We start from the raw sequence: 15964 nt of genomic DNA, 5'->3' as shown, positions 1-15964 counted from the left end.
CATGATTTGCTTTTTATGGTCTATTCATGCATGGCAATCTTATATAAAAAATGGTCAAATGAATCATGCATAAAAGTGTGGGTTCTTAAGTGGATTCATATAAAATAATTGCACACAACATATTGACTTTATTGCGTTTTTTGATATTATATCGAATATGCCTTTAGATAGATACAGATAAGACAGACAGTCTATCACGTGTTCTTGTTCTTCGAACCACCTTTTAAAAACCATCCTTTGAATCGCACTTAGAGCACTTTCATCTGGTACAAAGATTATATATAAAAGGCAATTTAATAAATAAAATAAAAACAATTAGTTATTAAATAGAACAAAGATAAACCGCGCTATCAGATGATATTGTAGAGAGTTCTAAGGGAAGAAAAAATTGGTGCACAAACGTGCACGCCGCCCGCATCGCTCTATGTGAATTTTCTTTATTTTCTCATTACTTAGATAGTAAAAACTCTCTTTAAATTTACTGTTTGCAACTCTATAACGATATTATAAATATGATAACTGTAATAATATGAAAGACGAATTAATCCTTCTTTGTTAACAAATATTTCAACCACACCTCGTGAACTAAAAATTTTTCATTCTTAACAATTAAGAATCTGAGTAACTCTTCCTTACCTCCTCATTCTCACTCAAAGTCAAAGCTCCCTTTTTTCACCATAAAATAGTATTTGCAATGCATAAAATTAAAAAATAAAGGCCCTATCAAAGAAATAGGACCTCTTAAATTTAAGCTCCTTTATCCTACAAAACTAGAATTTGTAAGCTATTCCTGCGCGAAAATCATTCGTCTTATACTTAACTTCAATCTCGTCTTTAAATTTCTTTTTACCAAAATCTGAGTAACGATATTCCGCACGCACAACAAAATGGTCTGTCATTGCAAAATCAACACCACCACCGAGAGTATAACCCATCATCGTTTTTGTTACATCCGATGTCCTATTAAATGGCTCACTTCCCGTAATTACTGTCGACAAAATATCTTGAAACTGTCCATAAGCAACACCACCAGCAATATAAGGCATCACACGCCCTGCAGAAAACCCAACACGCACCCGTGTAGCACCTGTCCATTTTTGTTTTAACGTATGATTAAAAGTTAAACTGTCTTTCTCTTCTTTAGCCTCTGCAGCAGAGCGAGAAAAGCCTCTACCCTGTCTCCTGACAAGTTTTGCCCTTTTTCGACTTTTTTTTTCTGCACTTGCATCAGTATCACTACCCGATTCTTTAGTACCCAATCCTTCAGTGTCCTTTCCATCAGTATCAGGAGCACCAGCACTCGATTCATCAGCCTGAAATTTTGTTTTTGTATCCTTTTTTTCCGTTAAAACGATATCCGTATCAACCCCCATAATAAAATTATTACCGAGATCAAAATTAACACCCGCATAAAAACCACCTATAAACCCAGAAAGATCGGGCAGATACTGTTTCTCGATGGGGATCCATGGTTTACTTTTACTCTCCTCATCAGGATGGAGAGGAATATCAACATGAGGCGTTATTGCAGAAATTTTACTTGAAAAGCCCCCAACTTGCCCCCCAAAATAAAAACCTGCCCAAGAAAAAGGTGAAGAAGCAACAACTTCTGAGGCAACATGTATCGGCTCTTCGTGAGTCACCACATCTGCAGCCTGTACTATAGAAGGTGAAATTAACGAAAAAACAGATGCTGTTATAAATTTTGTATTCATAAAATTATACCCCATTGCTAAATTTAAATATAATCAAAAATCACATTTAGAAAAACAAAGTTTTATAAAATCTTATGCCGCAAAATCGCATGTACTCCTTTATAGTTACATTTAAATCTATCACTATACTAATATATCATTACATCAAAATTTAATATTATCAAATAAATTTTAAAATATTATAATAATCAATACTTCATATAATAAATATTTAATAAAAAAACCTATTATATTTTTAAAAGGAAAAAATATAAAACATTTTGTACCAATAATACTGCAAAAAAATCACAAAATAGTACATTTTATGCATTTTTTATGAGAAAAAATTCTAAAAATGATGTAATAATTTTTAGAAAATTGATATCCATTAAAAATATTATAAATACCTCAATAATCTTACATCAAAAATGCATAACTGTAGATTCTACATAGTATAAAAAATCACACCTATTTTATACTAAAATCATACCTTTTTTCTACCATTTTCTAAAGGATGAGATTATTAATTACGCACAATATCATTATCCTTCTAAATCTTGTCCCCAAACAAAAATTCTCAATTATTTTATTTAAAAATTGCTCTTCCCCTATTGATTTCTATATTATCATCTGCCTTTATTGCAAAACGGTCTTTATTAGGAAAAGTTATAAAACATCCCTTCATACAAATTGTAATTGTTTGATGAGTATTTAAAGAAATTTTTGAAGGTATACTTCCTTCAACAACAATGAGAGATTGTATCTTTAAATCAGTATTCTTCACTGTTGCAGCAAAAGCTGTTATGGTAAAAATACTTAACAGAATAACTGTAATCAAAACATAAGTATATTTCAGCATTCTAAGATTCCTTCCTCAGCAAAACGCTTATATAGGCTAAATCGAAGAGCGTTGGTTATATGAGAAGGTGAAATAATATTAGGCACATAAATAGCTAAATTAAAGGAAAAACTCTTACGATCAAATGCCGTAAAACTCACCTGTGGGATAGGATTTTTTAAAACGCCTTCTGTCGAAGAAGCAATCTCTAACAAAATTTCAACAACATGCTCTGGAGTAACCTTAGATGATACAATAACTGGTATATCAATTCGTCCTACTTTATTGCGTCGTGTCCAATTACTAACATTATTATTAATAAGGCTTGAATTGGGAATAATAATCGTCTTACGCTGAATAGTCTCAAGTTCCGTTGCACGCACACTAATACGCTTAACAATACCAGCTACTGATCCAGATTCTATATAGTCTCCTATTTTAAATGGTCTTCCAACTAAAATAATAAGTCCAGAGACAAAGTTTTGGACAATATTCTGTAAACCAAAACCTATACCCAGTGAAAGTCCTCCAGCAATAAGAGCGAAATTTCTAAGATCCAAACCTGCCATTGATAATCCCGTCAAAGCAGATACAACAATGCCTCCATAACTTATCACTGTTTTGATAGAATTACGTATACCAGAATCGAACTCTCCATGAACCAACACCACACTATCTAACCAACCAATAAATCGGCGAATAAGAAACCAGCAAACACAAAAAGAAATCATTCCTGTTACAAGAGAAATCAAAGAAAGAGTAATATTTCCAATCTGAAAACCGGTCACCGATTGCCACAAAACTGCTTTTAAATCAGAATAGGAAAATCCAAACTGTACAGCAATTGGTATTGCACAAAATATAACAACAAATAAATTGAGAAAAACGCTCACAAAAACTCCCAATTGATTCATCGTTTTTTCTTCTAAATGAAACCTCTGCATCAAAAGGTGACCAACCGTTGTTTTCATAAATTGGTCTTTAGTTCCAAGTGCTTGAGCGCTTTGTATTCCTAAATACATGAGAACTAAAAATGCTCCATCAATCATAATTTGCTGCATAATAAAACGCGCAAGACCAACATAACCTAAAAAATTCAACACAAAGAGCAGTAATCCCAAGCCAATAAGAGGAATGCGTATGTAAAATGGACAAAAGTATGGCTCTTTTTTTTCTCCTTGAAAACGCCTACGTCTAAACCGCAAAGGTACAAATGATATTATAAACAGCAATATTGCTACAAGAAAAACAGCAATAAAACTTTTAGCAATTGTCAAAGATAGAGGCGCTGAAATGATTTCATAAATACTATCAAGAACAGCGTCAAATGCCAAAACACCCCCTAAAGAAGTGAGTAAAATCACTAATTGATAAGCAGATGATGGTGCAATACTGAGAAGACGCACATGGGGCATATTCAATGATAAAAGAACAATCGCTAAGCGATTGATTAAAAATACTAAAATAATTTGACAACCTATCATATCAAAAACTGTTGTAAGCTTACCTAGATCTAAGTTAAAACTACGAAACAAAAACAACACAAGATAAACGCAAAGAATACATACAAGTGAAGGTAAGAGAACTGAAATAAAGGCAATCAATAAGCGTTGTAAATAAGATATTTCCTCATTAGACTTCGTAAAGTGGCAATACACATGAACAAGAACTTTTTGAGAAAAATACGAAAGACCCAAAGTAATAAAAAGTGGAATTAAAAAGCAAAGAAATAGTTGTAAAAACTTGAAATAAAATATAAAATTCCACCAAGAATCTAACAACAAAAGAAAATCTGATGAAGCCTCTTTTGTTTTTTGGGCGAGATTTTTAACCATCGGAATCGAAAACTCAAGCCTATACGTAAGCGTGCGTTTAAAAAGCTCCCGAGATTGAGAAATAGAAAGTTCAGCTATTCTATTTGCTGCTAAGAAAATTGCTTCAAAACGAAGCATGATACTGTTAATTTTAGCTTTTTGCTCTATCAAGTAAGAATATTCCTTCACTGAGCTTTTCAGTTTTTTCACGTCACGATGGAGCTCCGTTAATTGATCAAGAAGTGTATTAATCTCATTAAGAGGAGGACGCAAAACAAATGCTGCCTCAATAGCACGTTCACTGATATCTTGTGCACGTAACCGCAATTCTTCTAAAGCACGCTCATCTTCTGGCTTTCTGTCAAAATCTCTTTTTAAAGTTTCAGTATTTTCTTCAAGAGTCTCAATAATCAACAGTTGTTGTTGAATAATTTCATCAACTGAATAAGAAGCTATCGTTTGTTCGACAATTGTACTTTTTGCCCCCCGATTCCCCCATGCACCAGAATTAAATACAAAGATAATCCCCAAAAGAAGGAAAAGTATGTGGATGTTTTTTCTACAAAATGAATACATATCTACCTTACAAGCACAAAAAGGATTTTATTCCTCTCTTTTAAATATGGTATAAAGCAGCTATTTTCAACTTTTATAGAATAATCTTATAAAAGCTTTCCCTTATCCTATAATACTGATAATAAGATAAAAGAATGATAAATAATATGAACTCAATAAGATTAACGAAGGCACTCTAGCATGTTTTTTTTGCACCTTTATTGCAAAAAAGAAGATTTTCTTCCTTTGACAACCTGGATTTTTCTATCCAGTTTAGGTGTATTCTTGACGAGTACCTTAGGAACGCGTGCTTACTTAATCAAACAATCACACACCAATAATATCATTAAAACGAATAGATTTGATTTACAAAATAAGTGTGATCAGTTGAATGCTACCACAACTGAAAACAAAAAACTTGTAACACCCCATGCAGAATCTATTTTTATGAGAACCGTTCAAAGAATCCTAACATTGGATTTCTTTTTAATAAAGGTTCCAGCTGTTGACACACGATTTTGTAACGTTAAAACGCAATATTTCTCAAATAAACGCGCTCCTCCCAATGAACATACTTAATTCTCTTCCTTGAATTATAAAAACGATCATCTTATTTTACTTGTGCTTTTAACTTTGAATAACTGTTAGATTGCCTATTAGCGGAATATATCATGCGTACACCTGGTTGGTTAACTACCCTTTATTGTTTTATTCTTTTAAGCAGCATTTATGTTGCTTTACCCAATTTATTTTCACACGAACAAGTTAAAAACTCGAAATTCTTACCCGACACCCGTGTAGCACTTGGTCTTGACCTTCAAGGAGGCTCTTCTCTCCTGCTCGAGGTTGATAGCAAAACGTTAAAACGCGATCAGTTACATATAGTTTTAAGCAATGTGCGCAATGTATTGCGTGAAAAACAAATCCGCACCTCAAGTGTGCGTATCGTTGAAGATAGCGTTATTGCCCTTATTTCTGACCCATCGCAAACTGAAAAAGCACTCTCTGCTTTGAAAACATTAATAACCCCCATACACAGTAGCTTTGGCACAACAGAACATAACATCACGATCAGTGCTCAAAATGAAACTCTCCGCGTCACATTAACGGAAGCTGGTATAAAAGACCGTGTAAGCAATGCTATTGAACAAAGCTTAGAAATCATCCGTCGTCGTATAGATCAAGTTGGTGTTTCAGAACCAGCCATCCAAAAGGTTGGAAATGATCGTATTATGGTCCAATTGCCTGGCCTACAAGATCCAAAACAACTGCGTGATCTTTTAGGAACAACCGCTAAGATGAGTTTTCATCTTGTTCCTTCTAATGTGGATCCCAATAATCCCCCTATAGGTGTTTCTATTCTCCCTGGATACACTGATGCAACACAACATTATGCAATTTATGATCAAATTGCTTTAGATGGAAATGTCCTGAAAGATGCCCGTGCAGGTTTTGACCCCCAAATACCAGGACGTTCCATTATTTCATTTACTCTAGATTCCGCTGGCGCAAAAATATTTGCCGATATAACACGACAAAATATTAACCGTCCTTTTGCCATTGTTCTGGATAATAAGGTTTTAACCGCTCCGACCATCAATAGTGTCATTCCCAATGGACAAGGTCAAATTACAGGAAACTTTGACCCCAAAGAAGCCTCAACTCTGGCTGCTCTGCTTCGTGCTGGTTCCCTCCCCGCACCACTCACGGTCATTGAAGAGAGAACCGTAGGCCCAAATCTTGGTGCTGATGCCATCCAAATGGGACTTTACACCGGCATAATTGGCTTTATTCTTGTTGCAATTTTTATTTTTCTTCTCTACCGTATTTGGGGATTAATTGCCAATATAGCACTAGCTCTGCACACGATTTTAACATTTGCTGCACTGAGTCTTTTGGGAGCTACGCTTACGCTGCCTGGTATTGCTGGTATTATTTTAGGCATCGGTATTGCTGTTGATGCTAATATCCTTATCAATGAACGTATCCGTGAAGAAAGTCGAAAAGGTGTGGGTGCTTTTGCAGCCCTAGATCGTGGATTTAAACACGCTTTTGCAACCATTGTTGATGCAAATGTTACGGCAATTATAGCGACTGTCTTACTATTTTGGTTCGGCACCGGTCCCGTTCGTGGTTTTGCCGTAACAATGTTGCTTGGTATTATCATCTCCATGTTTACAAATATCACCATTGTACGCATCATCATGATTTGGATCGTTCGTAAATGGAAAATTAAAAAGTTGCATATTCACTCTGCTTTCAACATCATGCCACAAAACACAACTTTCCACTTTATGAAAGCACGCTTCATTGGTATTGGCGTCTCAATTGTTTTATCAATGGCTTCAGTTTTTCTCTTTTTTAAGCCTGGATTGAATTTTGGTATTGATTTCATTGGCGGAAGCCAAATGAGTATTACCACGAAAGCACCAGCAGATCTAGCAACTCTGCGTTCCAAGCTTTCTACTCTTAATGTTGGTGAAGTTTCCTTGCAAAATATTGATAACGAAAACACCGTATTAATTCGCATGCAGAAACAAAGCGGTAGCGAAGCACAACAAACCATCGCCATTGATAAGGTTAAAACAGCTGTACAAAATATCTATCCCGATACCACATTCGATCAAATAGAAGTTGTGGGTCCCAAAATTTCAGGCGAGCTTGCCACAGCTGCTTTTACTGCTGTTATTCTTGCGGCTATTGCCATGTCTCTCTATATATGGTTACGCTTCGAGTGGTTCTTTGCAGTTGGAGCAATTATCACTCTCATTCTAGACACCACAAAAATGATTGGCTTTTTTGCTTTATTTCAATTTGATTTTAATTTAACGGCTATCGCTGCGCTCTTAACAATTGTTGGATATTCTATAAATGATAAAGTTGTCGTCTATGATAGGATGCGCGAAAATATGCGTCTTTATAAAAAAATGCCGTTGCGCGAGCTGATTGATCTGTCAATTAATCAGGTTCTTGTACGTTGTTTTTTTACATCAGCTACAACAATTCTTGCGATGCTCCCCATGGCGATATGGGGTGGAAGTGCTGTTCATAATTTTGCATTACCCATGGTCTTTGGGATTATTATTGCAACATCATCCTCTATCTTTATTGCTGCTCCTATTTTACTCCTGCTAGGAAATTGGTGGCGTGAGCGAAATAATCGTGCAAATATCAAAGTGAAATAAAAATGCCCTTTAATGCGTATGGTACATCTCGCCTCTCTTCTCATAGAAATATAGTCGTTTTCATTCATTCGCTTTTTGATCAAGAATAGTAAATAATCCATGCTCCACGACACACCACTTATCACAACTATTGTTGCAGGCTTATGTTTAGCATTTCTCTTGGGAATGATTGCTAGCCGTTTACGTATTTCACCACTTGTAGGCTATTTGTTAGCTGGTGTTATTGTGGGACCCAATACAGGCGGATTTAAAATAGATTCCGTCATCATTAATCAACTTGCTGAAATTGGTATTATTTTGCTGATGTTTGGTGTTGGGCTCCACTTTTCATTAAAAGACCTTTTATCTGTCAAAGCTATTGCTGTCCCTGCTGCTATTGCACAAATGGCATTTTCTACTTTTCTAGGTTTGTGCCTTGGTCTGATTATGGGATGGGGCTTCAGTGGTAGTTTGATCTTCGGTCTTGCTTTATCCATAGCAAGTACTGTTATCCTGCTACGTGCTTTGCAAGAGCGTCATCTTATTGAAACAGAAAAAGGACGCATTGCCGTTGGATGGTTGATTATTGAGGATTTAGCAATGGTCCTTATACTTGTCCTCATCCCTTCCTTGGCAAGTGCTCTCAGCAATACCAAAAAAGAAGCGTTGGATCCTCTTGTTCAATGGTTGGATTTAAGTATTTGGGGTATTTTTGGTCTCACCATCCTGAAAGTAATTGTATTTATTGCACTTATGCTCGTCATTGGGCGACGCGTTATCCCATGGCTTTTAAAAATGAGCGCACAATCGGGATCACGTGAATTATTTCGTCTTAGCGTCTTTGCTATTGCATTAGGAGTAGCTTTCGGAGCTGCTCATTTATTTGGTGTTTCCCTTTCTCTTGGTGCTTTTTTTGCTGGTATGGTCATGAGCGAATCAGAATTAAGCCACCGTGCCGCGGAAGAATCTTTACCACTGCGCGATGCTTTTTCTGTTCTCTTTTTTGTTTCTGTAGGCATGTTATTTGACCCCGAAAAACTCTTAACTCATTTTTTCCCTCTCTTAGCAACCTTATTCATTATCGTAATCGGAAAATCTGCTGTTGCCTTTTTCATCGTTAAGGCTTTTCGCTATTCTAATGCAACAGCTTTGACTATTTCTGCAAGCCTTGCCCAAATCGGAGAATTTTCCTTTATCCTCGCTGGTTTAAGTTTAAGCTTAGGACTTTTAAACAATGACGCTCATGATTTAATTCTTGGAGGAGCAATTTTTTCTATTTTGCTTAATCCTCTTGTTTTCATTGCCTGTAATAAAATTAAAAAACGTTTAGAAAAAAATTCTGCATCTTCACAAAATACCCAAACAATTATTGATATTGATCCACAAGATCCTGACCAAGATTTTTTACCGATGACCTTAAAAAATAACCATATCGTAATTATTGGCTATGGTCGTATCGGTAAGTGTGTTGCATTATCTTTAATAAATAGAGGTGAACCTATAGTGATCGTAGAAGAATCAAAACGCCTCTCTGATAAAGCGATTGCAGATGGCTTTGAGGCTATTTGCGGCAATATCATTCAACAAGAAATAATGAACGCAGCAAATATAAATAATGCACATAAAGTTGTTATTACAATGCGAAGTACCATTGAAGTAGGAGAATGTATCGTGAATATCCGTGATATGAAGAAAGATATCCAAATAATCACACATGCATTATCCGACACAGAAACAACATATCTCATTGATTTAGGTGCTGATGTTGTAGTAACAGATGATGAAGAAATTGCCAATGGCATTATAGAGTATATAACAGAACGAAGATCTGTAAGGAATATGCTCAATCATGAAAATTTACAGAAAACATAAAATGGATACAGAATCGTGAAAATAAAGCAATTTATATGGCCATTGATTGGTATCTTAGCAATGCTGGTATCTATTCGAATTCTTTACATGAAGCTCTCTGCCATTTCATTTGGGGATGTATTGGAGCGCTTGAGCAATTTAAATGCACAGCACTGGTTATTAGCCTGTTTATGTTCTCTCCTAGCTTATGCTGCTCTTGCTGGATATGATCGAATTGCCTTGCAACATCTAGGCCATAAAATTTCTTGGATTTTTATCGCTATATGTTCATTTACAACCTATGCTCTTTCACACAATATCGGTGCTTCAGTTTTTTCTGGTGCCGTTGTACGCTATCGCGCCTATAAAATGAAAGGGTTAAACGGAACAGAAATCGCAATATTAGTAGGTTTTTGCTCTTTTACTTTTGTAATCGGTACAATCTTACTTTTGGGAATCGTTTTGGTGCTGCAACCCGAAATTATCACCCTCATTCATAAAGAACTTCCTGAATGGCTAGGAACAGCAGCTGGAGCAATTTTACTCAGCTGTATAGCACTTTATACGTTTGGCAGCTGGCTTCAGTTAAAACCCTTACGCTTGGGTAAGAAAATTCAACTTTCCTATCCACGGCTGAAAATTGTTATTCAACAGCTTCTCATTAGCCCTCTAGAACTTTTAGGAGCAGCAGGAATTATATATGCTGTTCTCCCACACAACGCAGATATTCATTTTATCTCTGTTCTTGGTGTTTTCCTAGCATCTTTTACGATAACTCTTCTCTCTAATGCTCCAGCAGGAGGAGTAGGAGTTCTTGAAGCTCTCTTCATCACAGGCATGCCCAATATAAATCCAACCGATGTTATTGCAGCACTTATTGTCTTTAGAATGTTTTATTTGATTATACCGCTCATCATTTCATTATTTGTGGTCGCCATTTTTGAAGCGCAACAATATTGGAAAAGAGCCCCCAAAACACCACCTGAATAAATAAAAGGTTATCAATTACTTCTTTTTGTGTGCCTATATAAGAACAGGACACCATCGTGTTACCAATTTACATATTTTTTTTAAGAAAACTCTCTCAGTGCTCTTCCCCATTACACAACAATACCCGTGAATGGTATAATAATAAAGTCATTGTTGCAACATCATCTTTATACTTAATAAAAGAGTAAGCCTGCACCATTATACTATTTTCCCAATGTTGTGATAATTTTTGGCGCCTAAGAACGTTAATAAGAATCATTTTTATGCTTTTCTTCAATAGTCTTTATCCGCACGTTAATCCCATTTATAATGCAAAAATAATAATTTTAATTGATTCATTATAAGAGGGATTGAAACAAAAGAAGTTTATGATAGTAAAGTTTAAAAAAAGAATAATTAATCATTATAAATCAATATATTATAATGATTCTGAGCGGCTTTCTTAATATTTATATTTTTAGAGGTTAAGCTAACGGAAAGACAGCATAGCATAACTTCATAGTTTAATATTTTTAAACTTGAAGCCTCATTAAAGCCTATTGTCTTTCGTTTAACAGGTACTAGTTTTAAACAATTAAACTGATCTAATTTTATTCCTGTTATGTCCGCTAAATACTTTATTTTATCTTGATTTACCCTCTTGGAATACTGATGATTATTACAGAAGTTTTTTGTTTAAGCGGGAGAGTTATCAAAAAATATCCACGCTGCTAATACAACTAAAGTGCAAAGTTTCTTCTGTCTTTAAACAATATGCTAAAAATCCAAAAAAAATTTAATCAATTTATATTAAAAGAAGTGAAAACTGTTGATTTTTATACCCCTTTAAATAAGATAATTGTCGGTAAGAAGCTTCTCCTTACCAATTGCGACTTTAAAAAAAGAAACAATACGCATTAAAAGATCTTTAAATGTCCTTTGGAAGTTTTTTGAGTCCCCTAAAAAGTACAAAAACCGATGACTAAGCTATATCAACAATCTTCACTTTTAAACAAACAGATATGGGGAAATCCTACTGCCCAATTTTATTTAGAAACTCGTATCTTAAAAAAATTTACGCAATCAATGAGTTATTTACGGTATAAAATAGAATGGTGGGTGATGAGGGGATCGAACCCACGACCCGCTGATTAAGAGTCAGCTGCTCTACCGACTGAGCTAATCACCCATAAGCTTCTCAAAAGACGAGAATGAGCGTTTCTATAACGCTCCTAAGGATGGATGTCCAGATATTTTGTTGTTTGTTATATAAACTCATTGTCTGTAAGGTTAAAAATATGATATTCACCACTTGATCTTATATAAAAATAAACCCATTATAAGAAGCTTTATAAATAAATGTTCTGATTGTTACACAGAACCTATAGTTAGAGGATTATCGAGCATAATGCCCGAGCAAAATTTAGAGGGACCTTCTTGTGGTTGTAAGCGGGATGGGGCATCATTTTGTTTTATCAGCAATCACATGCATTCAAGCAATATTGTGTTGTTTTTTTCTTTGAATATAAGTTTTCTTACATACAATGTTCATGATCCAATATACGAATAAAAGCCTATGAATTTTTTTTGTCAATCGCGCGCTTTTAAGCTTATAAAAGGTAAGGAATGATGGAATGGATCACTGATCCCCATGCGTGGTTTGGTTTGATCACGCTGGTTTTTCTCGAAATTGTTTTAGGAATAGATAACCTTATCTTTATTGCAATTTTAGCTGAAAAATTGCCACTGCATTTGCGTGACCGCGCACGCTTTATAGGTCTTACTTTAGCATTAATTATGCGGCTTTTCCTTCTTACAGTTATTGGATGGGTTATGAGACTCGATAGGGTCATTCTTTCACTTTCATCTTTTGTATTTAGTTGGCATAGCTTTATTTTAATCGGTGGTGGAGCCTTTTTGCTAGCAAAGGGAACGCTAGAATTACATGAAAGGTTAGAAGGGGTATCACATGAAAGAAAAACAGGCCTTGGTTATGCTGTTTTTTGGCAAGTAATCGTCCAAGTCGTGGTGCTGGATGCCGTTTTTTCACTAGACAGTATTATTACCGCAACAGGTATGATTGCAAAAGAGCAGGCAGCAGTTATGTATATCGCAGTCATAGCTGCTATGGGAGTAATGATGTGCGGATCTGGTGCTCTTATGCGTTTTATTAATCGTCATCCCACTATTGTAATCCTTTGTCTTGGTTTTTTGATGATGATTGGTTTTACTCTCATTGTTGAAGGGTTTGGTTTTCATATTCCAAAAGGGTATTTGTATGCTGCTATTGGTTTTTCTGTTCTCATCGAAGTTTTTAATCAAATTGGACGTCGTAACCGTGAAAAAATGATTAAAACGAATGATCTACGCAGTAGAACAGCTGATGCTGTTTTGAGGCTCTTAGGAGGAGGAAGCAAAGATAGTCACCTTGCTGAGACTGTAGATGTTATTGCTGAACAGGCCGCAGCATCTGAGTTGTTTAGACCAGAAGAAAAGGAGATGATTCGTGGTGTTCTCGATTTAGCTGATCGCCCTGTTCGCTCTATCATGTCGCCGCGTAATGAAATTGAGTGGTTAGATTTAAATGCTGATGAAAATGAAATGCGTGAAGAATTACAAAAGGTTAAACATAGCCGCTTAATTCTTGCGCGTGAAAAAGTGGATGAATTTGTTGGCGTTGCGTTGACAAAAGATCTTCTTTTGAATTTGGCTGAGGGAAAAAAGATTAATTGGAAAAAAGCTATGCGAGAACCCCTCGTTGTTCATGAAAACACAAGTGTTTTACGATTGATGGAGCAATTACGTCATTCTTCGATTCAGCTTGCAATTATTGTTGATGAGCATGGATCTTTTGAAGGAATTGCAACACCAACCGATATTCTTGAAGCTATTGCAGGAGACTTTCCTGATGACGATGAAGAACTCATGATCGCAGAACAACTTGAAAATGGCAGTCTTCTTGTTGAGGGATATGCTGATATCCGCCGTTTAAGTGGTTATCTTGGGCGTAACCTTGTGGATGAAGCAGATCGTTATACGACTCTGGCAGGCTTTATGCTTTGGCAGTTTGGTCATTTACCAAATGAAGGAGAAAGCTTTGAAACTGATGGTTTACACTTTAAAGTGATTGAAATGGAACGCCGAAACATATCTAAAATCCTTATTTCTCCACTTGTATCACCAGAAAAAAACTAATTCTTTTTATCAGCAAAATGAATAAAAAGATTTTTTTATGATTAAAAATTGAAAAGAATAAGCAGTTGATAACTCAATTGCATTTCATTATTTTTATATTTTTTTAAGCGTAAAATAATGACATACAAAAGTTATATATCAATGAACTTTCCATTATAAAAAATTTTCATTGATGATTGACGAAAAGCTGGAAGAGAAAAAATGATGCAAAATTATTTGTCAATGGTCATTAATCTCAAAACAATGAATATATACAACATATTGATTTATAATAATTATTTATTACAATATTACCTTTATATCAAGAAAGCCTCTTTCAAACATCAGATTTCCGCCAATGGATAAAACTCCACCATTGTTGAGTTCACTCAACTGATGATGGCATCTTTAAACCAGACTCTGGCTCCTATAATCTTTTTAGATCTTCTTGATATTTCTTAAGGAGCTATTCCTTATCTTTTGTTTCGATAAATTTAGCTATTTTTTTCCTTCCAAGAATGAGATTCAACCTCTCTGGAAAGTCCCTTATTAAGAACTTTGTTTTTCTTCTAGATAGCTCATATTTTTGCTACTTTTTAATTAAAGCGTAGCTGAGCTGCTTAGATTTCACCACTTCTTTGACTAAAGCCAATGCACATTCAGATGAATCTGTTGGGTATTTTCATCAAAGCCTAAATGATCCTCTGCACTGAAACTTTGATAATAAGATTGTAAGGTTGCAACATCACCTAATAAAGACAGTGCACCAATATGAAGTAAGCTATAATCTGCATCATATACCTTGATAACCTTTATGTGCCTCCAACTTCACTCTATCGCCAAGGTGGTGCTCCATATCTGGAATAAAAGCATTTATGAAGATCAATTTTTTCTATCGCCTATTTCAAGACATAATCAAGCTTAATTCCAACCAATCTGCATATATTTCTTCTTCACAAACTCTCCACCCCTTTTTATCAAAATCAAGCTGTAGATCTTGTAAGTGCTGAGAATTGATAGGGATCAATTACCACGCAGGCAGCAGCTAAAATACCAGTCGTAATCGAAACTCCAAAATCAAATTGCGGATAACCTTTGATAATTGCGTCATTATAAAGAATTTGTACTTCACAATCTGGTAGTTGGTAACGTGCTGAATAATTATCTACCTCTTTAATTTTTCAACAGACCAATCAAGATTTTTGAAGAGCACTGTTGTACTCTCCATGATGAAAAAATTCTTTGCTCTACCTCAAAAGAGGTTGTATCCATATCAAAAGTCAAAAGCGAAGCAGATTTTTGCAAACAAAAGTGATAACGCCGTGTAAGAGAAGAATCTTATCAATAAGGTCTTTGGTGATTTCTTTTGCAACGTCTAAACGAGATGGAATCTTATTCATAAAAAAAACAATAAAGTCAATAGGTTTTGTGCAATTATTTTATATAAATCCCATTTAAAATCTACACTTTTATACGTGATTTAATTGACCATTTTTTATAAACAATTACCATGTATGAATAGACCACAAAAAGCAAATCATGATGCAAATGTTATAACGCATGTAAACATTCAAATGAAGTGAAAAGCAGCTATCATTCATAACAGTTCATAAATTTTATGATACGTTTTTATCACACACAAATCGTATTGTTAAAAACGTAATCGTTTGAAATTATCGATAAACATAAATTGCATACGTTTAAAGAATGGTATGGGGTTTACTCTTTTTTTGAGCTAAACCTTAAAAAAATAATCATTTGAAACTATCATAAGATAGGTTTTAATTCATTAAGGGCACATAAAAGGATTTAAAGACAAGTCAATTTTAAAGCACCACTTACTAAAAAGTTAGTAAATGATAGGCAGACATTATGGAGATACTATCATCACAACAAGTCTTGCAT

Annotated in this window: 9 protein-coding genes and 1 tRNA gene; 5 read left to right on the top strand and 5 right to left on the bottom strand. The window is 35.0% G+C overall.

The genetic code is table 11. The annotated features are described in order from the left end of the window. Window positions 1–770 precede the first annotated feature (770 nt). From ACFILH_RS01995 to ACFILH_RS01985, 3 genes are all read right to left on the bottom strand, one after another. Window positions 771–1715 (bottom strand): outer membrane protein, encoded by a 945-nt coding sequence (locus ACFILH_RS01995; RefSeq protein WP_375643533.1) that lies wholly within the window; start codon window positions 1713–1715, stop codon window positions 771–773. 565 nt (window positions 1716–2280) lie between these two features. After that, window positions 2281–2553, bottom strand: a complete 273-nt coding sequence (locus ACFILH_RS01990) for a hypothetical protein (RefSeq protein ID WP_273790700.1) — start codon at window positions 2551–2553, stop codon at window positions 2281–2283. Next, window positions 2547–4922: a mechanosensitive ion channel domain-containing protein gene (locus tag ACFILH_RS01985; protein WP_375667279.1), complete on the bottom strand. Its 2376-nt coding sequence runs from the start codon at window positions 4920–4922 to the stop codon at window positions 2547–2549. Before ACFILH_RS01985 ends, ACFILH_RS01990 begins: the two co-directional genes overlap by 7 nt. A 180-nt stretch (window positions 4923–5102) precedes the next feature. On the opposite strand from ACFILH_RS01985, the gene ACFILH_RS01980 reads away from it, so the two are divergent. From ACFILH_RS01980 to ACFILH_RS01965, 4 genes are all read left to right on the top strand, one after another. Continuing rightward, entirely contained in the window at window positions 5103–5480 is a 378-nt protein-coding gene (locus ACFILH_RS01980; RefSeq protein WP_375643535.1) for a hypothetical protein, read from the top strand. A gap of 92 nt (window positions 5481–5572) precedes the next feature. Beyond that, a complete protein-coding gene (gene secD, locus ACFILH_RS01975; RefSeq protein ID WP_273790697.1) occupies window positions 5573–8086 on the top strand; it encodes a protein translocase subunit SecD in 2514 nt (837 codons plus the stop codon). Between the two features lie 99 nt (window positions 8087–8185). After that, window positions 8186–9937: a YbaL family putative K(+) efflux transporter gene (ybaL, locus tag ACFILH_RS01970; protein ID WP_375631222.1), complete on the top strand. Its 1752-nt coding sequence runs from the start codon at window positions 8186–8188 to the stop codon at window positions 9935–9937. Between the two features lie 15 nt (window positions 9938–9952). Beyond that, complete coding sequence (locus tag ACFILH_RS01965; protein WP_273790695.1) at window positions 9953–10906, top strand: YbhN family protein; 954 nt, start codon at window positions 9953–9955, stop codon at window positions 10904–10906. 1092 nt (window positions 10907–11998) lie between these two features. Here ACFILH_RS01965 and ACFILH_RS01960 read toward each other — a convergent pair. Continuing rightward, window positions 11999–12074: transfer RNA gene (locus ACFILH_RS01960), tRNA-Lys, on the bottom strand. 437 nt (window positions 12075–12511) lie between these two features. Between ACFILH_RS01960 and ACFILH_RS01955 the strand changes: the two genes are divergently transcribed. After that, complete coding sequence (locus ACFILH_RS01955) at window positions 12512–14080, top strand: TerC family protein (protein ID WP_273790694.1); 1569 nt, start codon at window positions 12512–12514, stop codon at window positions 14078–14080. Window positions 14081–14701: 621 nt separating this feature from the next. Here ACFILH_RS01955 and ACFILH_RS01950 read toward each other — a convergent pair. Further along, a complete protein-coding gene (locus tag ACFILH_RS01950; protein WP_404977319.1) occupies window positions 14702–14821 on the bottom strand; it encodes a hypothetical protein in 120 nt (39 codons plus the stop codon). Between the last annotated feature and the right edge of the window lie 1143 nt (window positions 14822–15964).

It is taken from the genome of Bartonella sp. CL435QHHD (genome assembly GCF_042195095.1).
Taxonomy (GTDB): Bacteria; Pseudomonadota; Alphaproteobacteria; order Rhizobiales; family Rhizobiaceae; genus Bartonella.
The sequence above is the reverse complement of the archived record's forward strand: the minus strand, read 5'-3'. Positions and strand labels throughout refer to the sequence as shown.

What these genes read in the sequence shown, in the direction of transcription:
- ybaL (WP_375631222.1), top strand. Translation starts at nt 8,186, where the DNA reads ATGCTCCACGACACACCACTTATCACAACTATTGTTGCAGGCTTATGT.
- ACFILH_RS01985 (WP_375667279.1), bottom strand. Translation starts at nt 4,922, where the DNA reads ATGTATTCATTTTGTAGAAAAAACATCCACATACTTTTCCTTCTTTTG.
- secD (WP_273790697.1), top strand. Translation starts at nt 5,573, where the DNA reads ATGCGTACACCTGGTTGGTTAACTACCCTTTATTGTTTTATTCTTTTA.
- ACFILH_RS01995 (WP_375643533.1), bottom strand. Translation starts at nt 1,715, where the DNA reads ATGAATACAAAATTTATAACAGCATCTGTTTTTTCGTTAATTTCACCT.
- ACFILH_RS01980 (WP_375643535.1), top strand. Translation starts at nt 5,103, where the DNA reads ATGTTTTTTTTGCACCTTTATTGCAAAAAAGAAGATTTTCTTCCTTTG.
- ACFILH_RS01955 (WP_273790694.1), top strand. Translation starts at nt 12,512, where the DNA reads ATGATGGAATGGATCACTGATCCCCATGCGTGGTTTGGTTTGATCACG.
- ACFILH_RS01990 (WP_273790700.1), bottom strand. Translation starts at nt 2,553, where the DNA reads ATGCTGAAATATACTTATGTTTTGATTACAGTTATTCTGTTAAGTATT.